Raw genomic sequence first — 19,954 nt, 5'->3', positions numbered from 1 at the left:
CAGACCGGGACTTCAGGCACCCGGCATACCCGAAGGTATCCCGCGCACAACCGCCATGACACAGGCATAAAAAAGCGCCCGCTTTCGGATGGTGGACGCTGTGCGTCTGAAGTTTAACCGGGCTGCGAAACCCGGTCGCTGATTTTTGCAGCGACAGACCTAGCCTAGAGATCGCGCTTCCGACGGACAACCTGAAAACCTTGTGGGAAGGTTCTGTGTTTTCGCAACACGGTTAAACAATTTTGCCTGTCCGATCGTCATCGCCAGCAGGCTGGCTCCCACAGGTTGGAAGGAGTCCATGCAGAGAGAAATTGGACAGCTGGCGGGCCGTCATCGCGAGCAGGCTCACTCCTACAGTTGGATCGTGAGCAATCCGCTGGAGATCGGTCGGCTGTCAGACCGCCATCGCTGGCAAGCCAGCTCCCACAATTGGATTGGGTGTATGCAGGTAGAGATTGGGCGGCTGTCAGGGCGTCATCGCGAGCAGGCTCACTCCCACAGAAGAGCAAGAGCAGACCGCTTCTGCTCCTCACCACTCAACAGGATGAGCGTTAGCTCGGCTGCAGCTTTTGATCTTGATCTGAAGGCCCGTCGGCAGGCTGAGTGGAGGGATTGATCCGGGGGTGGGAGCGCAGCGACCGTTCGACGAAGTCGAACACATCGAGAGGAGGTGCAGCGAAGCAAACCGTAGGCGATGCCCCCGGATCGATCCCGGAGCGAAGGAACCCCGAGCCCCAGCGAGCGGGCCGAACGTCAGGGCAAAGCCTTTTGGGTTACCTTTTCGGCGTTTGGAAAAGGTGACTCGCCGTAAGGGCGAAACCGCCAGCGGCAGCACCCACAAAAACGGATATTCACCCAAAACCCCAAGAACATGGTCGGCCCGAAGGCCGCCACGTCACAAAAGAATCAAGCGTCCTTACGCACCCGGAACCAAGCCGCATACAACGCCGGCAAAAACAACAACGTCAGCGCAGTCGCAACAATCAACCCACCCATGATCGCCACCGCCATCGGCCCAAAAAACACACTACGTGACAACGGAATCATCGCCAAAACCGCCGCCAGCGCCGTCAACACAATCGGCCTGAAGCGTCGAACCGTAGCCTCGATAATCGCCTGCCAAGGCTTAAGCCCCGAGGCAATATCCTGCTCGATCTGATCCACCAGAATCACCGAATTACGCATGATCATCCCGGACAACGCAATCGTCCCCAACATCGCCACAAACCCGAACGGCTGACGGAACACCATCAAAAACAGCGTCACCCCGATCAACCCCAGCGGCGCCGTCAAAAACACCATCACCGTGCGCGAAAAACTGCGTAACTGCACCATCAGCAAGGTCAGCACCACCACGATGAACATCGGCACCCCGGCATTCACCGACTTCTGCCCACGCTCGGAATCCTCCACCGTACCGCCGACATCCAACAGATAACCATCGGGCAACTCGGCGCGAATCGAATCCAGCGTCGGCATGATCTGCTTCACCAACGTCGCCGGCTGCTCCTTGCCATAAATATCCGCGCGCACGGTCACGTTCGGCAGGCGATTACGATGCCAGATAATCCCCTCCTCAAAGCCGTATTCCAGCGTGGCAATCTGCGACAACGCCACACTGCGGCCGTTGTCCGTCGGCACCGCCAGACTCGGCAACAAGGACAATTCAGTGCGCTCATGCACCGTGCCGCGCAGCAGAATCTCGATCAATTCGTTGTCTTCGCGATACTGACTGACACTCGACCCGGTCAACGAACTCTGCAGGAATTTCGCCAGATTGGCCGTGCTTACACCCAATGCTCGCGCGCGATCCTGATCGATGTTCAGGTACACGACCTTGCTCGGTTCTTCCCAATCCAGATGCACATTGACCACATGCGGATTCTCGCGAACCTTGGCCGCGACCTTGCGCGCCAACGCCCGGACTTCTTCGATATGTTCACCGGTGACGCGGAACTGCACCGGATAGCCAACCGGAGGACCGTTCTCCAGACGCGTAACCCGCGAACGCAGGGCCGGGAATTGCTCGTTAAGCGTCTCGATCAACCAACTGCGCAGCGCTTCACGCTCCTCAATGGTTTTCGCCAACACCACAAACTGCGCAAAACTGGCCGCCGGCAACTGTTGATCCAAAGGCAGATAAAAACGCGGCGATCCGGTGCCGACATACGCCACATAATTATCAATACCGGCGTGACCCTTGAGCATCGCCTCCAGACGTTTGACCTCGCCAGTGGTATTGGCCAACGACGCGCCTTCAGCCAGTTTCAGATCAACCATCAACTCCAGTCGATTCGAGGCCGGGAAAAACTGCTGCGGGACGAAACGGAACAACATCACAGAGGCGATAAACAGCCCCACCGTCAGCACGATCACGGTCTTGCGGTGCGACACGCACCACTCCACCAAGCGCCGAACGCGCTGATAGAACGGCGTGCCATACGGGTCAGCCTGACCATCGGCGGTACCGTGTTTGGCCGCATGGATTTTCGCCAGATCAGGCAGGAGTTTTTCCCCCAGATACGGTACGAACATCACCGCCGCGACCCAAGACGCGAGCAAGGCGATGGTCACCACCTGGAAGATCGAACGTGTGTATTCGCCAGTGCCGGATTGCGCCGTGGCAATCGGCAGAAACCCGGCGGCGGTGATCAAAGTACCGGTGAGCATAGGGAACGCGGTGCTGGTCCAGGCATAGCTCGCCGCGCGGATACGGTCAAAGCCCTGCTCCATTTTGATCGCCATCATTTCCACGGCGATGATCGCGTCATCCACCAGCAAGCCCAACGCCAACACCAACGCGCCAAGGGAGATCTTGTGCAGGCCGATGCCGAGGTAATACATGCAGGCGAAGGTCATCGCCAGCACCAGCGGAATGGTCAGCGCCACGACCATGCCGGTGCGCACGCCGAGGGAGAAGAAGCTCACCAGCAAGACAATCGCCAGTGCCTCGACCAGCACCTGGACGAACTCGCCGACCCCGGTTTTCACCGCCGCCGGCTGATCGGAAACCTTACGCAATTGCATGCCGGCCGGGAGGTTTTTCTGGATGCGCGAGAACTCGCCTTCCAGCGCCTTGCCGAGCACCAGAATGTCGCCGCCATCCTTCATCGCCACCGCGAGACCAATCGCATCTTCGCCCATGAAGCGCATACGCGGCGCCGGTGGATCGTTGAAACCGCGACGCACGTCGGCGACATCGGAGATGCGGAACGTACGATCGCCGACGCGGATCGGGAAGTTTTTTATCTCATCGACCGTCTGAAAATTCCCCGAGACCCGCAGTTGCAGACGCTCGCTACCGGTTTCAAAGAACCCGGCGGTGGACACCGCGTTCTGCTCTTGCAGCGCTTGTTGCACCGCCGACAGCGGCAAGCCAAGGGTCGCCAGCTTGACGTTGGACAGCTCGACCCAGATTTTCTCGTCCTGCAAACCGAGCAGGTCGACCTTGCCGACATCCTTGACCCGTTGCAGCTGGATCTGGATGCGATCGGCGTAATCCTTGAGCACCGCGTAATCGAAACCGTCCCCGGTCAGCGCATAGATATTGCCGAACGTGGTGCCGAACTCATCGTTGAAAAACGGCCCCTGAATATCCGGCGGCAAGGTCTGGCGAATATCACTGACCTTCTTGCGCACCTGATACCAGAGGTCGGGGATTTGCTTGGAATGCATCGAGTCGCGGGCAATGAACGTGACCTGCGATTCGCCGGGGCGCGAGAACGACACGATGCGCTCGTACTCGCCGGTTTCCATCAGTTTCTTTTCAATACGCTCGGTGACCTGCCGCGAGACTTCCTGCGCGGTCGCCCCCGGCCAACGGGTTTGAATCACCATGGCTTTGAACGTGAACGGCGGGTCTTCACTCTGGCCGAGTTTGGTGTAGGACAACGCACCGACGATGGCCAGCAAAAGCATCAGGAACAGTACGATCTGGCGATTACGCAGCGCCCATTCAGAAAGGTTGAAGCGCATCGGGACTTACTCCTTGTTCGCCAGATTGACGACGCGATTGGAGCGATCCACCGGACGCACCTGCTGCCCTTCGAGCAACACATGCACGCCAGCAGCCACCACCCAGTCACTGGCGTTCAAGCCTTCGAGCACCGGCACGGTTTTCTCGCCGAACGGGCCGATACGCACCGGGGTTTTCTTCAAGGTGTTATTGGCGCTGACGACCCAGACGTAGGTCGCGCCGTTTTCGGCGGTGAGTGCCGAGAGCGGCACCGACAGGGAAACGCTGTCGGCCGATTGCACGAACACTCGGGCGCTCTGGCCCAGTTCGGCCGGGACTTTGCCGCTCACGAAAGAAATGCGCGCAGCGAAAGTGCGCGAGCGTGGATCGGCGGCGGGCGACAGTTCGCGGATTTGCCCGGCGAAGCGCTGGTTCTGTTGCGTCCACAGTTCGACGGTCACAGGCTGACCGACCTTGAAGCGCCCGAAGCTCTGCTCCGGCAGGCTGATCAGTACTTCGCGCTCGCCATCAGTGGCAAGGGTAAACACCGTTTGCCCGGCGGCAACCACCTGCCCAACCTCGACCGAACGCTTGGCCACCACGCCATCCTGCGGCGCACGCAACACGGCGTAACTGGCCTGATTGGTCGAAACGTTGAATTCAGCTTTGATTTGTTTGAGACGGGCCTCACCGGAGCGGTAAAGGTTTTCGGCGTTGTCGTAGGCCGAGCGGCTGACCATCTGCCGATCCATCAGGGTCTTGTAGCGATCACGTTCGGCGCGGACCAGATTGAGATTGGCTTCGGCGGCAGCCACCTGGGCGCGAGTGGCTTCCAGTTGCAGGCGCACGTCCTGCGGATCGAGTTCGGCGAGTGGCTGATCAGCCTTCACGCGCTGACCTTCATCGACCAGTCGTCGGCTGACTTTGCCGCCAATGCGGAATGCCAGATCCGGTTCATAACGGGCGCGCACCTCGCCCGGATAACTTTCCATCGCCTGTGCCGAAGGCTCTGGCTGCACCACCATGGCTGGTCGCACGGCGACTTGCGTCGCCTCTTCCTGACCGCATGCTGACAAAAGGAACGCCAGACTCACTGGCAACGCGAGGGACAACGCATGGCGGAACATGGTGACGGACCTTTCGCTAATGGTGCTTGGAATAATTATACTGGCGGGTATGTTATTAATAGCAAACTCACCAGTCCAGTATTAAAAGCGAAGAATGTCGAACAATCTTTCAGCTCCAAACGGCCCGGGCCGCCCCAAGGATCTGGCCAAGCGCCAAGCGATCCTCGACGCGGCGAAAATTCTGTTTCTGAGTCATGGCTACGCCAACACCAGCATGGACGCGGTCGCAAGCGAGGCCGGCGTGTCGAAGCTGACGGTCTACAGCCATTTCAACGACAAGGAGACGCTGTTCTCCGCTGCCGTGGTGGCCAAATGCGAGGAGCAATTACCGCCGCTGTTCTTCGAATTGCCCGAAGGCATCGCCGTGGAAAATGTGTTGCTGAACATTGCGCGAGGCTTTCATCACCTGATCAACAGCGATGAATCGGTGAATCTGCACCGTTTGATCATGGCGCTCGGCAGTCAGGATCCGAAGCTGTCGCTGATCTTCTTCGAGGCGGGTCCGCAGCGCATGGTGCAGGGCATGGAACGGCTGTTGACGCGCATCCACGAGACCGGCGCGCTGAGCATTGATCTGCCGCGCAATGCCGCCGAGCATTTCTTTTGCCTGATCAAGGGTGCGGGGAATTTTCGGCTGTTGTATGGCTGTGGGGAGCCGTTGACTGAAGAGGCAGCGGAAAGCCATGTGCAGGAAGTGGTGGGGTTGTTTATGCGGGCGTACAAAGCCTGATTTCTGCGGTGTCGGCACTGACGCCATCGCTGGCAAGCCAGCTCCCACAAGGATTTGGGTGTGATCACAAATCGTGTACACACCACCAAACCCTGTGGGAGCTGGCTTGCCAGCGATGAGCGCGACTCGGTATCAAGCCTTGAGCGCTTTCTTCGGATAAATGTCATAGCGGCTCGATTTGCCATCCAGCGCATGACTCGGCTTCGGCCCCGCAATGCACGGCGCCTTGCGCGGTCGCTTGACCACCACCCGGTGCGTGGCCAGTGCCAACGCGGCTTCGAGCAACGCCGGCGCATCCGGATCATCGCCCACCAGCGGCCGGAACAGACGCATCTCCTTTTTCACCAGCGCGGTCTTCTCTCGGTGCGGAAACATCGGGTCGAGGTAGATCACCTGCGGCGCCTCACCCTCCCAGTTCTGCATGACCTCGATGGAGTTGCCCTTGAGCAATTTCATCCGCGCCACAATCGGCGCCACGTCGAAATCTTCCGCCGCGCGCGCCAGACCATCCTCCAGCAAGGCGCCGATCAGCGGCTGGCGCTCGATCAGGCTCATCTCGCAACCGAGGCTCGCCAGCACAAACGCATCCTTGCCCAATCCTGCCGTGGCATCCAGCACGCGCGGGCGCACGCCTTGGGCGATGCCGACAGCCTTGGCGATCATCTGCCCGCTGCCGCCGCCGTATAGCCGACGATGCGCAGCGCCGCCCTCAACAAAGTCGACCCGCACCGGCCCCGGTGCGTCCGGGCCGAGCTGTTGCAGTTGCAAACCCTGCTCGCCGACCTGCAAGGCGAACTCGCCGTCCGGCACGTCACGCGGCAGACCAAGGCGTTCGGCCCACTGCTCGGCTTGCGCTTCAAACGTCGGGCCGAGGGCCTGGACATGGATGCGGCAGGCCGCGGGTTGCTCGATCATGGAAAACACGCTCAAAAATTCAAGGATCGGCAAATACCGCCGATAATTCATTCAACGCGCATTTTGCCAGAGCTGAGCGTCAACCGAAAAAAATGTCAGGCATTCTTCCCACATCGATTGGCTACATCTCGCCCCATGGCGACTTTAGCCGTCACAACACTCAAGCACTGAGCGGCGTCAGTCACCTGTGGCAGGATTTCTTCGCCCAAGCGATGGCCGAACAGACGAGTGAAGTGGTGCCTGCCTGCGGTACATTTCCGCCGGTTGACCTGAGCAGCCCGGAAGAACCGACCATCGGCAGCGAGCTGCACGCGCACATCGTCAGCCAGCGCGAGTGCGATGTGGTGGAAACCGAAGTGCGTCCGCCAGAGCCGCTGTTCCTGCCAATCGCCGAATTCGAAATGGAACTGCTGGACAAGCCGTTCCCGCCATTCCCGCCAGAAGAACTGCAAGCTCAGCAGGCGCAGCAGGATTTCGACAGCAGTTGGGTTCGCCCGGTGGTGATCAACAATGGTCAGCCCGTTCCAGAGCCTGGCCCGGCCCCGCAGAAGAAGCCGCTTTACCTGCCGATTGCCGAGTTCGATCTGGATCTGTTGCAAAAGCCTTACCCGCCGTTCCCGCCGGAAGAAATCGTCGAGCAACAGAAAGCACTGGACTTTGATAACGGTTGGGCGCGCCCGATCGTTCTGCAGAACCTGCGCCTCGCCGCCTGACCCTCAGCGACACACGCTCCAGCGTCCGACATCGACATGAAAGTGATTGCGGTGGGCGGTGTTGTAATCCGGCCCCAAGACAACACTGAACGCCTCGCAGGCGCCATCGCGCACCTGACGCAGAAACTGCGCGTCCTGATTTTGCTTCGGCCAGTCCTTGAGCACGCTGATGCTGCGACCATCGGTCAGACGAAAACCGGCAATATCCAGCGCATCGGCACTGGCGTGGCGACTGAGCGCGCCGCTTTCGCGGTTGTAGACATTACGACAGGCGAAGCTGCCGAGGTGATCAATCCGCGCGACCTTTTGCCCGTAAACGGATTGTGCAGCAGGTCGCAGCGTGTGCTGTTCAAACATCGCGTAGGCCACCGCCAGCGGACAACTGGCGAGGAAACTGCTGCTCAACGCCACCTCACCGCCCTGTACGCGCAAGGCACCGATCAGCGGGCACTTGGCGTCGGGACTGTCGGCTTGCCGCGTGACCCGCAGATCAGAGCTGTTCAACGCCTGGGCACAGAGTTCAGGATCACTGCGCAAACGCATCAGCTTGTAGCCGGTCAGCCAGTTGGGCGCGGCTTTTACATCCAGTGGCGCCCATGGATTCCATGACGGCGGCACGTCCAGCCAACCGCGCCACACACTGATCAACGCGCCGCCAGTGATCAGCAACACGGTCAGTGCGATCCACCGCCCCATGCTCAGCCTTTGAAGAATTGATTGGCTTTGGCGTACGGCATCGACTGCGAGGTAAACCCGAAAGTGCCGGATTGCTGGATTTCTTCAGCGGCACGGAAGAATTCGCCGAACGCCGCCAACGCCAGTGCCGAACCGGTACTGATGCGCCGCACGCCCATTTCTTGCAGCTCCTGCACGGTCAGTTTCAAACCGCCGGACATCAGCACATTGACCGGTTTTGGCGCCACTGCACGCACCACTGCCAGCACTTCTTCGGCGTTGCGCAAACCTGGCGCATACAACACGTCGGCCCCTGCCTCGGCGAAGGCCTGCAGGCGGCGAATGGTGTCGTTGAGATCGGGATGACCGTGCAGGTAGTTTTCCGCCCGCGCGGTGAGGATGAAGGGAAAGGGTAGCGTGCGCACCGCAGCGACAGCGGCTTCGATGCGCGCCACAGCGTGTTCGAAGCAATAGATTGGCGCATCCGCGCGGCCCGTGGCGTCTTCGATCGAACCACCAACAGCGCCGGCCTCGGCAGCACGCAGCAGACTCTTGGCGCATTCAGCCGGGTCATCGGCGAAACCGTTTTCCAGATCCACCGCTACCGGCAAATCGGTGGCGGCGACAATCGCGCGGACATTGGCCAAGGTCTCATCAAGGCTTAACACGCCGTCGGCCTTGCCTTGGGAAAACGCATAACCGGCACTGGTGGTCGCCAAGGCCTGATAGCCGAGACTGGCGAGCATTTTTGCCGACCCCGCATCCCATGGATTGGGAATCACGAAAACCCCCGATTGTTCATGCAGGGCTTTGAAGGCGTGGGCTTTACGGGCTTGGGCATCCATCGGCAGGCTCCTGGGCAGAAAAAAATCCGCTTCAGAGCAGGCCAAGTTGCTCCGCGGCGGGTTCTCTGTATAGCGCAGGCAGCGCTGGCAGGCCAGGCAAACGTTGCATCAGTTGTGCGTGAAAACGTTGCGCCAGCTTCGCCGCCAGCAGGTTATCGGCGGTGTGCAGGAAGATGTAAGGCGTGCGGCCCTCTTCGATCCACTCGGCGATTTTCGCCACCCACGGCACTAGGAACGGGTCGTTGGCTTTCAGTTCCGGATGGCCAATGAAGCGCACTTGCGGGAACTGGGTGAACGCCGCCGGGCGCGTCGGCACGCGTGGCTTTTTCGATTGCGCGTGGATTACCGAAGATTCAGTCGACAGGCAACTGAACAGCGCACGCGGGTCGAGGCAGATGCGCTCAACGCCACGATCCAGCAGCAGGCGATTGAGCAGACGTTCACTCTCGCCCTTGGCGAAGAACTGTTCATGGCGCACTTCCACCGCCAACGGGCAATCTAGCGCATCAATAAACCCCGCCAGTTCCGGCAGTCGATGCGGCGTGAAGCTTTTCGACAATTGCAGCCACATCGGCGAGACGCGCTCACCGAGGGGTTTGAGTAATTGCAGAAATGTTTCGGCGGCGGTCAGTTGCTCGCGCAGGTCACCGCTATGGCTGATGTCGCCGGGGAATTTGGCGGTGAAGCGAAAGTGCTCGGGCATGACCTCGGCCCAACGCTGCACCGTGGCGGGCGACGGGCTGGCGTAGAAGGTCGTGTTGCCTTCAACGGCGTTGAACACTTGGGAATAGAGACCGAGGAAATCGGAGGTTTTGGCGTCTACCGGGTACAGATACTCGCGCCAGGCGTTTTCGCTCCAGGACGGACAACCGAGGTAGTAAGGCAGATCCATCAGATATACAGATCGAGGCCCAGCACGTCTGCATCCCAATCGACAAAACCGGCGGTGCTCAGGTAGCTGGCGAGGGCCATCGCTACGCTTTTGCTCATGGCGCGGTGGTAAATCATGTCTTGTTGGCGGGCGGGCAGATTGCTCAGGCGTTGCGCGGCGGCTTTGGCGGCAGCACGGGCAGCCAGTTGCTCTTCAGTCGGAAATTCCAGCTCACCGTCGATGTCATCGACGGACTCATCCACGATCACATGGCCTTTGCGAAGCTTGCGCTTGATGGGGTAGGACTGAGAGGAAAGGCCGTCTATACGCATAATTTCATGCTCGGTATCAATGATGGCAATTTAGCGGCACTTGACCGACTTAGCAAACTGCCGAGTGATAACTAGAACACATAAAGCGCAAAAGGTTTAAAGCGAGGGGTTAGAAACTGACGATTGGCTTCAGAAGATCAAAAGATCGCAGCCTTCGGCAGCTCCTACATTTGGAATGCGATCCTTGTAGGAGCTGCCGAAGGCTGCGATCTTTTTAAAGGCTCAACGAGCCTTGGGGGTGGCGACTTTGTCGCGCAGGTAAACCGGTTGCGCGTCATCCGCCGGAATCGATTCGCCGCGCTCCCAAGCGAAGCGCGCCAAGGTCAGCAAGTCTTCGGCGTGGGGCAGCATGCCGGCGTCGGAGCCTGTCAGATTGACCGCGATGCGCTCGGCATAACCCCAACCGGTGCCAGCACCGAACCAGTCGCCACTGGCATCGGCCGGCAGCGCAGCAACTTCTGGTGGCAACACCGCTTCGGCACCGACCAGACGCATCTCCCCCGCCGTCTCGCGGTAGCAGCCCCAATACACTTCATCCATCCGCGCATCGATGGCCGCCGCGACCTGGCTCACGCCATGCTCGCGCAGCGCACGCTGGGCCAATACTGCAAGGTTGGACACCGGCAGCACCGGGCGATCCAGCGCGAACGCCAGCCCCTGCACCACACCAATGGCGATCCGCACGCCAGTGAACGCGCCAGGCCCACGACCGAAAGCGATCGCATCGACCGCTTGCAACGTGGTGCCAGCGTCGGCCAGAAGTTGCTGGATCATCGGCAGCAGTTTCTGCGCGTGCAGGCGCGGGATCACCTCGTAATGGCTCGTGACCTTGCCGTCATGCAGCAAGGCAACGGAGCAAGCTTCAGTCGCGGTGTCCAGGGCCAGCAAGGTGCTCATCGATGTTTCCAAAACAGGTGTGGGAAAAAGGGCGTCAGTATAAACAACTACGGCCCGCAAGCGGGCCGTGGATGATGCAGCCGATCAGACTTTTCAGCTCAGCGCGGCCAGCACCTTGGCGGTGATCGCATCAACCGAACCAACGCCCGGAATGTGGCTGTACTTGGGCTTGCCAGCGTTTTTGGCGGACAGGCTCTGATAGAACTCCACCAAAGGCTTGGTCTGCGAATGGTAGACCGACAGGCGATGACGCACGGTTTCTTCGGTGTCGTCCTTGCGCTGTACCAGCTCTTCGCCGGTGATGTCATCTTTGCCCGCGATTTTTGGCGGGTTGTAGACGATGTGGTAAACGCGGCCGCTGGCTTCGTGAACACGACGGCCGGCGATGCGTTGAACGATTTCTTCGTCTTCAACAGCGATTTCAACCACTGCATCCAGCTCAACGCCGGCAGAAACCAGAGCTTCAGCCTGCGGAATGGTGCGCGGGAAGCCGTCGAACAGGAAACCGTTGGCGCAGTCTGGCTGAGCGATGCGGTCCTGAACCAGTGCGATGATCAGGTCATCCGACACCAGGCCGCCGGCATCCATAATGCTCTTGGCTTGAACGCCCAGTGGAGTACCGGCCTTGACCGCTGCACGCAGCATGTCGCCGGTGGAAATTTGTGGAATGCCGAATTTTTCGGTGATGAACTTAGCCTGAGTACCTTTACCGGCCCCGGGAGCTCCCAGCAGAATGACGCGCATTAGATGTGCTCCTCAATTTTTTTATAAAAAGCTTTTACAAAACAAAGGATTCGCCTCTTGGGACGAATCCTGAAAATACGGGTCGTGGCCGCATAAACGGCCAAAGGCTGATCAAGATACACAGCAGGCTGCGCCCACACAAGACGCCAAAAGTCGGAGAAACCGACGTCCCCCGCGACCTCGCGACGCGGTAACCCAAGTCGCAACCCCGTCATTAACTGTCGCCTGACGGCACTTTCGCCGGTCAGGCAACGCGACAGCCAAGTCTTCATCCGGCTACCGCGCACCCGACAAAAACCTTAGCCGGTATTTCGCAAACCGGCGGCAATGCCCGCCACAGACACCAGCAACGCCTGTTCCACCGGGCTGCCCTGCTCGACATCCTGCTGCCGCGAACGGGCCAGCAGTTCGGCCTGCAATAGATGCAGCGGGTCGAGGTAGGTGTTGCGCAGACGGATAAATTCAAGGGTGTCAGGGCTATGTGCCAGCAGCTGCGACTGGCCAGTCAGGCCGAGCACCACCGCGCACGCCTGCGACAATAGGTCGCGTAACTGCGCGCCCAACGGCAGCAGATCAGGCTCGACCAGACGCTGATCGTAGGACAGCGCAATATCCGCATCAGCCTTGGCCAGGACCATTTCCAGCATGTCGATACGCGTACGGAAGAACGGCCATTGTTCGCGCATCTGCCCAAGCAACTCGCCTTCGCCGCGTTCCAGCGCCTTGCTCAGTGCCGACTCCCACCCCAGCCACGCCGGCAGCATCAGCCGCGTTTGCGTCCAGCCGAAGATCCACGGAATCGCCCGCAGACTTTCGATCCCGCCGGCGCGGCGTTTGGCCGGACGACTGCCCAGTGGCAAGCGACCCAACTCCTGCTCTGGCGTGGACTGACGGAAGTACTCGACGAATTGCGGATTTTCCCGCACGACCTGGCGATAAGCGCTGACGCCATCGGCGGCCAATTCGTCCATCAAGTGACGCCACTCTGGTGTCGGCGGCGGCGGAGGCAGCAGCGTTGCTTCAAGCACCGCCGCCAGATACAGATTGAGGTTTTGCTCGGCGATGTCCGGCAGGCCGAATTTGAATCGAATCATTTCCCCCTGCTCGGTGGTGCGGAAACGCCCGGCCACCGAGCCCGGCGGTTGCGACAGAATCGCCGCATGCGCCGGGCCACCGCCCCGGCCCACGGTGCCGCCGCGACCGTGGAACAGCAGCAGTTCGACTTGTTGCTCGCGGCAGATTTCCACCAAGCGTTCCTGCGCGCGATATTGCGCCCAGGCCGCTGCCGTGGTGCCAGCATCCTTGGCCGAGTCGGAATAACCGATCATCACTTCCTGCGGGCCTTGCAGCCGTGCACGGTAACCCGGCAGCAGCAACAGCCGCTCCATCACCGGCCCGGCGTTGTCGAGGTCAGCGAGGGTTTCGAACAGCGGCACCACGCGCATTGGCCGCAGCACGCCAGACTCTTTGAGCAGCAGTTGCACGGCGAGCACATCAGAAGCAGCGCCGGCCATGGAGATCACGTAGGAACCGAGCGAGGCGCCCGGTGCGGCAGCGATTTCCTTGCAGGTGTTGAGCACTTCGGCGGTGTCAGCGGACGGTTTGAAATGCGCTGGCAGCAGTGGCCGACGATTGCTCAGTTCGCGGGTCAGGAAGCTGATGCGCTGCTCTTCGTCCCAATCTTCGTAGCGACCGAGGCCGAGGTAATCGGTGATTTCAGTCATCGCCGAGCTGTGGCGCGACGAGTCCTGGCGCACATCCAGACGCACAAGGAACAAGCCGAAGGTCACCGCCCGACGCAGGCAGTCGAGCAACGGACCATCAGCGATCACGCCCATGCCGCACTCGTGCAGCGAGTTGAAGCACAGCTCCAGCGGATCGAGCAGATCGCGGTTGTTGTGCAGCACGTCTGCCGGCGCTGGCGTCGGTGCAGTCAGCGCAGCGTGTGCCCAATTGCGCGTGGCGCGCAGGCGTTCGCGCAGTTGTTTGAGCACCGCACGATACGGTTCGGCGCTGTCGCCGGCCTTGGCTTTGAGGGCGTCGCTGGCTTGTTGCATCGACAGTTCGGCTGCCAAATGATCGACATCACGCAGGTACAAATCGGCGGCCATCCAGCGCGCCAACAGCAACACTTCGCGAGTCACCGCAGCGGTAACGTTGGGGTTACCATCACGGTCGCCGCCCATCCATGACGCGAAGCGAATCGGCGCGGCTTCCAATGGCAGACGCAGGCCGGTCGCTTCATACAACGCCTTGTCGGCCTTGCGCATATGGTTGGGAATCGCCTGCCACAGCGAATGCTCGATCACCGCGAAACCCCATTTGGCTTCATCGACTGGCGTGGGGCGCGTGCGGCGGATTTCTTCGGTGTGCCAGGCTTCGGCAATGAGCCGCTGCAGGGTGTTTTGAATCTGTTCGCGTTCGGCTGTGGTCAGGTCGCGATGGTCCTGCGCGGCGAGTTGCGCGGCGATCGCGTCGTATTTCTGGATCAGCGTGCGCCGCGCCACTTCCGTGGGGTGCGCGGTCAACACCAGTTCGATTTCCAGCCGCGCCAGTTGCCGCGCCAGCGATTCGGCACTGTGGCCTTCGTTGCGCAAACGCGCGAGCAATTCCGGCAGCACGCGGGATTCGAACGGCGCCGGCTGCGACTCCTCGCGACGATGAATCAACTGATACTGCTCGGCGATGTTCGCCAGGTTGAGAAACTGGTTGAACGCGCGCGCCACGGGGAGCAATTCGTCTTCGCTCAATTGATTGAGGCTGGCGCTCAGTTCGGCGTCCATCGAACCACGCCGATCGGCCTTGGCGCCCTTGCGGATCTGCTCGATCTTGTCGAGGAAAGCCTCGCCGTACTGATCTCGAATGGTGTTGCCCAGCAGCTCTCCGAGCAGGTGAACGTCTTCGCGCAAGCGTGCATCAATATCGGTCATCAGCAATTCCCCAGCAGTAATCCGGACGGCTTAGAAACGAGTGCATGACCTAGAGAGTGCCGCTCTACGACGCTTCTTACAAGCAGCCGACGAAGGGACGTTAAACCTTGTGGGCGAAAGCTAGTCTCAACAGTAAGCCGCACAACGGCTTGCCGCCGGCCCCGGCGGACACTCACCCAGACCTGCCATGAGCAGGTGCGAAATGAGGTCATCATGAAAATTCGTGAACTCGCCCAGCATTGGGAAGAAAACGCCAAAGGTCGCCTGACCGACACTGGCTACGCGATTCATCTGGACGTTGAAGCTGCTGCGCGTCTGGGAGCGATTACCGAGATGTACCCCAAACGTCATGTCGAAGAGTTGCTTGGCGAACTGATCGGCGCGGCGCTTGAAGAGTTTGAAGCGAGCCTGCCGTATGTGAAGGGTTCGACGGTAGTGGCGACCGATGAGGAAGGTGATCCGTTGTATGAAGACGTCGGGCCTACGCCGCGTTTTCTGGCCCTTTCGCGCCGGCATTTGCATGACCTCTCGGCCGCAGCAGGCAAGCAAAAACACTGATCCGACATTGCGTTAAACCTGTGGGAGCTGGCTTGCCAGCGATGGCGTCCGTTCAGTCACCGATGTGTTGGATCTGACGGCCCCATCGCTGGCAAGCCAGCTCCCACAGGGAATGTATTTTTCCTCCAGAACTACGTCGTTTGTTCCCCGCGCGTACCCCTCTCTGCCGCCAAAGTTCCCGCTTTAGAGCCTTGTCCATTCGGTCAAAGTTTTTTTTGGCGATAGGCCATCTTTTCTGAACTTTTGAAAAACGCCTCCGGTCGGAACCTGTAACCACGCCTGGAACGAGCGTTTCAAAAACGCGCTTTCACACGTCGCTTGCGGCTCCTCGACCAGGATGGATTCAGATGTATTCAGGAGATGCCTAATGGAGTTGAAGACCATGAAAAACCAAACCTCGTTTACCCACCTGCGCGGTCTGAAACTGGCGGCTCTGGCCATCGGCACCAGCTTCGTACTGGCCGGTTGCGCCGGTAACCCACCAACCGAGCAGTACGCCGTGACCCAGTCGGCGGTGAACAGCGCCGTCAGCGCTGGCGGTACCGAGTTCGCTGCCGTTGAGATGAAGCAAGCGCAGGACAAACTGAAACAAGCCGAAATCGCCATGCACGACAAGAAGTATGACGAAGCTCGCATCCTGTCCGAGCAAGCCGAGTGGGACGCTCGCGTCGCCGAACGCAAGGCTCAGGCCGCTAAAGCCGAACAGGCTGTGAAGGATTCCCAGAAAGGTGTTCAGGAACTGCGTCAGGAAAGTCAGCGCACCGTGCAGTAAGCGCGCATCCCGACCGCAAAGCTGAATCTCTTACCGATAGAAAGGACGACAAATTATGCGTAAGCAACTGATGATCCCCGCTCTCCTCGCCGCAAGTGTTGCTCTGGCTGCCTGCTCCACCCCGCCTAACCCGAACCTGGAACAGGCACGCACCAACTACGCCGGCCTGCAAGCCAACCCACAGGCGAGCAAAGTCGCGGCGCTGGAAACCAAAGACGCCAGCGATTATCTGGACAAAGCCGACAAGGCCTACCTGGACAAGCAAGACGCTGCCAAGGTTGACCAACTGGCCTACCTGACCAACCAGCGTGTGGAAGTGGCCAAGCAGACCATCGCCCTGCGCACCGCTGAAAACAATCTGAAGAACGCTGCAGCCCAACGTGCCCAGGCGCGTCTGGATGCTCGCGATCAGCAGATCAAACAGCTGCAGGACAGCCTGAACGCCAAGCAGACCGATCGCGGTACGCTGGTGACTTTCGGTGACGTGCTGTTCGCCACCGACCGTGCTGACCTGAAGTCCAGCGGTCTGGTCAACATCAACAAACTGGCGCAGTTCCTTCAGGAAAACCCGGATCGCAAAGTGATCGTCGAGGGTTACACCGACAGCACCGGGACCGCGAGCCACAACCAGTCGCTGTCCGAGCGTCGCGCCAACTCCGTGCGCACCGCACTGGTGAAAATGGGCGTTGATCCAGCGCGCATCGTCACCCAAGGCTACGGCAAGGAATACCCGGTTGCCGAGAACGGCAGCGCTTCCGGCCGTGCGATGAACCGTCGCGTGGAAGTAACCATTTCCAACGACAACCAGCCAGTGATGCCACGTTCGGCTGTTAGCTCGAACTAAGCGTCACGCGGTAATGCAAAAGCCCCGCCTGAGTGATCAGGCGGGGCTTTTTTGTGAGGACTGAAATCGCAAGCCCCTCACCCCAGCCCTCTCCCGAGGGAGAGGGAGCCGATTTGTGGTGCTTTCAGAATTTATGTTCGACACGATGGATCAGGCTGGTTTTTTTTGTGCGGACTGAAATCGCAGCCCCTCACCCCAGCCCTCTCCCGAGGGAGAGGGAGCCGATTCGCGGTGCGTTCAGAATTTGGTTCGACACGATGGATCAGGTCGGCGTAACTCGAATGACACCTCGGTCAGTCCCCTCTCCCTCTGGGCGGTCCGACGTTTCGAGAGGGTTAGGGTGAGGGCTGGTCCTGCAGAATCACTGCTCAAGCTTCTGCGGGGTTTCTTCGCCCATGCAACGCACGGCTTTTTTCTGTGCGTTGATCAGCACACCGGTCAGACCTTTCTGCTCGGTATCGAACAACACCAGCACCCCATCAATGCACTGCGCCACCTGCGCCGCCGGGTCCAGCGAGACTTTGTAGTCTTCACCCGGAACAGTCTTGAGCATGGTGAATTCGTTGAGCAGCAACGCATCCTCGGGTTTGGCGAAGTGCAGGTAGCCGTAATACCACAGCGCCCCGACGGTGCCGAGGATGCTGCAGATACCGGTGATGATCAACGGGATGGCGTTACGTTCTTCACTCATTGCGGACTCTCATCTTCAGAATTCGGGGGTTGCGGATAATTGGGGATTTCGCCGAGGCGGCGCAGGCCGTTGAAGTGCTCGGGGTCGTCGAGATAGCGCAGCATGACTTGGCGCCAGACCGGGTCGCCGAATGTCTGCACATGACCGCCACGGGTCAGTTGCAGCACGCGCGGTGGCGGCGCAGCTTGATACAGACGGATGCCGTTGGACAGCGGCACCAGTGGATCGTCGATGCTGTGGAAGATCAGTTTCGGCACACCGTTGAGTTGCGGCATCGAGTTGATCGCGCTGTCGCTGTCCGGCACCAGCCAGGACAATGGCACCTGGAACGGCCAGGTCAGCCACGAGGTGCTCAGCGCATACTGGCCGACGCTGCGGTAACTGGCGGGCACGCCGTCGAGCACCAAGGCCTTGAGCTGTTTTTGCCGCTCGGGATGCTGCACCAGCCAATGCACCGCCATCGAACCGCCGAGGCTTTGGCCGAGCAGGATCAGCGGTTTGCCTTTGACTTCCGGCGCCTTGTCGAGCCAGGCGAATGCGGCGTCGATGTCCTGATAGATCGCCGGCAGGCTCGGTTTGCCCTCGGACAAGCCATAACCACGATAGTCGACCAGCAGCACTTGATAGCCGTTTTTCGGCAGCCACCAACTGCCGCCCAGGTGCATCGGCAGATTGCCGCCATTGCCGTGCAAGTGCAGCACGGTGCCTTTGACCTCTACGCCGGGTTTGGCCGGCAGCCACCAGGCGTTGAGCTTCAAGCCATCCGCCGTGACCAGGGTGACGGTGCGGTATTCGAGCTTGGCTTTTTCCGGGGTGAAGATCTGGCCCGGCTCAGGGTAGAACAACAGCGAACTACAACCGCCGAGGGTCAGGAGCAGGCAAATGATGCCGAGGATTCTCATCCGGTGAAACCTCGCAAAAATTCAGGTTCAGATCGTTCCCACGCTCTGCGTGGGAATGCATCCCGTGACGCTCTGCGTCACAGTGGACGCGGAGCGTCCATGGCGGCATTCCCACGCGGAGCGTGGGAACGATCGGTCTGTAGTGGGCTAGAGGATATTGGAGTAATCCGCTTCGATCCGGTCCAGGCTCAAATGGTTGAGGAAGTTGGAGAAGCACATCCACGCCGACAACGCATTCAAATCGCGGAACTGGTCCGGCAGATACTTCGGCGGCACCACCAATCCTTCATCCACCAACTGGCGCAAGGTACGCATGTCTTCCAGCGTGGTCTTGCCGCAGAACAACAACGGAATCTGCTCAAGCTTGCCCTTACGCACGGCCAACTGAATGTAGTTGTAAACCATGATAAAGCCCTTGAGGTAGGACAAGTCTTTGGTGAATGGCAGCCCCGTCGGCGTCGATCCACGGAAAACCCGACTGGCATTGCCGTAACTTTCCGCCATCTCGAAGCCCTGCTCACGGAAGAATTCGAAAACCTGCAGGAAGTCCGCGCCCTCCTCGACCATGTGAATGGCGCGGGTGCGGTTGGTCAGTTTGCGCAGGCGGCTCGGGTAGGAGGCGAAGGTGATGATTTCCATCAGGATCGCCAGGCCTTCCTGGGTCACCGTCGACGACGGTGGGCCTTTGGACAGGAAGGTGCAGATCGGCTGGTTCAAACCGTTGAGCGTGGTGCCCACGTGGACCAGGCCTTCGTGGACTTCCAGCGCGCGCACGTCACGGTCGTTGAACATCGCGTCGGTGCGGATCTTGATGTAGTCCGCACCGGCCGCCGCGTCAGCAACAATACCGTCGGACTCGAACACGCGGATGGTTTCTTCGGCCTCGCCGAACACCTTGTTCAAACGGGTCTGCAGCAAGTGCACAGCGTCTTTGGCGGTGAGGATTTTCGGTTCATCCTTCAAATCGCCACGGCCATCGATGTTATTCAGGTAGTCGGACATCATCAGGCCGAGGTCGGCCAGGGTCGGGTCACCGGCGTGGAACGCATCGGACGCGGCGCCATACAACTCTTGGGAGATCAGACCGAAATCTTCGGTGCCGCGCGCTTCGAGCATGCGCACCACCATGCGGTATTCCTTGCACATGCGCCGCATGATCTGCCCGACCGGGTTGAACTGGCCAAGCTGGCGGGTGATGTCGCGCTCGATGTTCTGGAATTCCAGTTTGACTTTGCTCGAATCAAAACTCAGCGGCCGATTGAGGTAATAGTCGCGATCCACCGCCGGCATTTCCTTGCCTTTGGCCTTGAGGAACCCTTTGCGAATGTTCTCGTCCCACTTGACCGCGTCGAGCACACGGATCGGCGTCTGCGCCAGCACAATGCGATCGGACAACATGCGTATCGTCTGCTGGTAATCGTCCACCCGAAACTCCTGTAGAAAACCTGACGTA

18 protein-coding genes are annotated in these 19,954 nt (G+C 59.8%); 5 read left to right on the top strand and 13 right to left on the bottom strand.

The features are described 5' to 3' along the window. Positions 1 to 906: 906 nt before the first annotated feature. Positions 907 to 3,975 (bottom strand): efflux RND transporter permease subunit, encoded by a 3,069-nt coding sequence (locus J0G10_RS06680; RefSeq protein WP_220558146.1) that lies wholly within the window; start codon positions 3,973 to 3,975, stop codon positions 907 to 909. 6 nt (positions 3,976 to 3,981) lie between these two features. After that, positions 3,982 to 5,082 (bottom strand): efflux RND transporter periplasmic adaptor subunit, encoded by a 1,101-nt coding sequence (locus J0G10_RS06675; RefSeq protein ID WP_095050385.1) that lies wholly within the window; start codon positions 5,080 to 5,082, stop codon positions 3,982 to 3,984. 94 nt (positions 5,083 to 5,176) lie between these two features. On the opposite strand from J0G10_RS06675, the gene J0G10_RS06670 reads away from it, so the two are divergent. Further along, positions 5,177 to 5,812, top strand: a complete 636-nt coding sequence (locus J0G10_RS06670) for a TetR/AcrR family transcriptional regulator (RefSeq protein ID WP_007908881.1) — start codon at positions 5,177 to 5,179, stop codon at positions 5,810 to 5,812. 132 nt (positions 5,813 to 5,944) lie between these two features. Here the strand turns inward: J0G10_RS06670 and J0G10_RS06665 are convergent, their stop codons facing one another. Further along, a complete protein-coding gene (locus tag J0G10_RS06665) occupies positions 5,945 to 6,727 on the bottom strand; it encodes a class I SAM-dependent methyltransferase (protein ID WP_408980827.1) in 783 nt (260 codons plus the stop codon). 92 nt (positions 6,728 to 6,819) lie between these two features. On the opposite strand from J0G10_RS06665, the gene J0G10_RS06660 reads away from it, so the two are divergent. Further along, on the top strand, positions 6,820 to 7,440 hold the full coding sequence (locus J0G10_RS06660; protein WP_093436665.1) for an energy transducer TonB: 621 nt from the start codon (positions 6,820 to 6,822) through the stop codon (positions 7,438 to 7,440). A gap of 3 nt (positions 7,441 to 7,443) precedes the next feature. Here J0G10_RS06660 and J0G10_RS06655 read toward each other — a convergent pair whose 3' ends face one another. The 7 genes from J0G10_RS06655 to ppc form a co-directional block, all read right to left on the bottom strand. Beyond that, complete coding sequence (locus J0G10_RS06655; RefSeq protein WP_220558137.1) at positions 7,444 to 8,136, bottom strand: extensin-like domain-containing protein; 693 nt, start codon at positions 8,134 to 8,136, stop codon at positions 7,444 to 7,446. Positions 8,137 to 8,138: 2 nt separating this feature from the next. Further along, positions 8,139 to 8,960 (bottom strand): isocitrate lyase/PEP mutase family protein, encoded by an 822-nt coding sequence (locus tag J0G10_RS06650; protein WP_095050383.1) that lies wholly within the window; start codon positions 8,958 to 8,960, stop codon positions 8,139 to 8,141. 31 nt (positions 8,961 to 8,991) lie between these two features. Further along, positions 8,992 to 9,852: a DUF72 domain-containing protein gene (locus tag J0G10_RS06645; protein ID WP_095126477.1), complete on the bottom strand. Its 861-nt coding sequence runs from the start codon at positions 9,850 to 9,852 to the stop codon at positions 8,992 to 8,994. Further along, the gene (locus J0G10_RS06640) at positions 9,852 to 10,163 is read right to left on the bottom strand and encodes a hypothetical protein (protein ID WP_220558127.1); all 312 of its coding nucleotides are present in this window, start codon (positions 10,161 to 10,163) and stop codon (positions 9,852 to 9,854) included. Before J0G10_RS06640 ends, J0G10_RS06645 begins: the two co-directional genes overlap by 1 nt. 222 nt (positions 10,164 to 10,385) lie before the next feature. After that, complete coding sequence (gene tsaB, locus J0G10_RS06635; protein WP_095050380.1) at positions 10,386 to 11,060, bottom strand: tRNA (adenosine(37)-N6)-threonylcarbamoyltransferase complex dimerization subunit type 1 TsaB; 675 nt, start codon at positions 11,058 to 11,060, stop codon at positions 10,386 to 10,388. 93 nt (positions 11,061 to 11,153) lie between these two features. Further along, on the bottom strand, positions 11,154 to 11,804 hold the full coding sequence (gene adk / locus J0G10_RS06630; protein WP_095050379.1) for an adenylate kinase: 651 nt from the start codon (positions 11,802 to 11,804) through the stop codon (positions 11,154 to 11,156). A 299-nt stretch (positions 11,805 to 12,103) separates the two neighbouring features. Beyond that, a complete protein-coding gene (ppc, locus tag J0G10_RS06625) occupies positions 12,104 to 14,734 on the bottom strand; it encodes a phosphoenolpyruvate carboxylase (protein ID WP_095050378.1) in 2,631 nt (876 codons plus the stop codon). A gap of 213 nt (positions 14,735 to 14,947) precedes the next feature. On the opposite strand from ppc, the gene J0G10_RS06620 reads away from it, so the two are divergent. The 3 genes from J0G10_RS06620 (at position 14,948) to J0G10_RS06610 (ending at position 16,908) form a co-directional block, all read left to right on the top strand. After that, on the top strand, positions 14,948 to 15,292 hold the full coding sequence (locus J0G10_RS06620; protein WP_095050377.1) for a pilin assembly protein: 345 nt from the start codon (positions 14,948 to 14,950) through the stop codon (positions 15,290 to 15,292). Positions 15,293 to 15,659: 367 nt separating this feature from the next. Further along, positions 15,660 to 16,064, top strand: coding sequence for a DUF4398 domain-containing protein (locus J0G10_RS06615; RefSeq protein WP_093436697.1), 405 nt, complete (start codon positions 15,660 to 15,662; stop codon positions 16,062 to 16,064). 55 nt (positions 16,065 to 16,119) lie between these two features. Beyond that, on the top strand, positions 16,120 to 16,908 hold the full coding sequence (locus J0G10_RS06610; RefSeq protein ID WP_016983302.1) for an OmpA family protein: 789 nt from the start codon (positions 16,120 to 16,122) through the stop codon (positions 16,906 to 16,908). A 361-nt stretch (positions 16,909 to 17,269) separates the two neighbouring features. On the opposite strand, the gene J0G10_RS06605 is transcribed toward J0G10_RS06610, so the two are convergent. The 3 genes from J0G10_RS06605 to J0G10_RS06595 form a co-directional block, all read right to left on the bottom strand. Then, on the bottom strand, positions 17,270 to 17,599 hold the full coding sequence (locus tag J0G10_RS06605; protein WP_095050376.1) for a hypothetical protein: 330 nt from the start codon (positions 17,597 to 17,599) through the stop codon (positions 17,270 to 17,272). Continuing rightward, complete coding sequence (locus J0G10_RS06600) at positions 17,596 to 18,501, bottom strand: alpha/beta hydrolase (protein ID WP_095050375.1); 906 nt, start codon at positions 18,499 to 18,501, stop codon at positions 17,596 to 17,598. The genes J0G10_RS06605 and J0G10_RS06600 overlap by 4 nt, the downstream gene beginning before the upstream one ends. A 147-nt stretch (positions 18,502 to 18,648) precedes the next feature. Continuing rightward, complete coding sequence (locus tag J0G10_RS06595; protein ID WP_175559644.1) at positions 18,649 to 19,899, bottom strand: flavohemoglobin expression-modulating QEGLA motif protein; 1,251 nt, start codon at positions 19,897 to 19,899, stop codon at positions 18,649 to 18,651. Positions 19,900 to 19,954 lie beyond the last annotated feature (55 nt).

The organism is Pseudomonas germanica, assembly GCF_019614655.1.
In the GTDB taxonomy this organism is placed as follows: domain Bacteria; phylum Pseudomonadota; class Gammaproteobacteria; order Pseudomonadales; family Pseudomonadaceae; genus Aquipseudomonas; species Aquipseudomonas neuropathica.
Note: the sequence above shows the minus strand (reverse complement) of the source record. Positions and strands in the feature narration are given on the sequence as shown.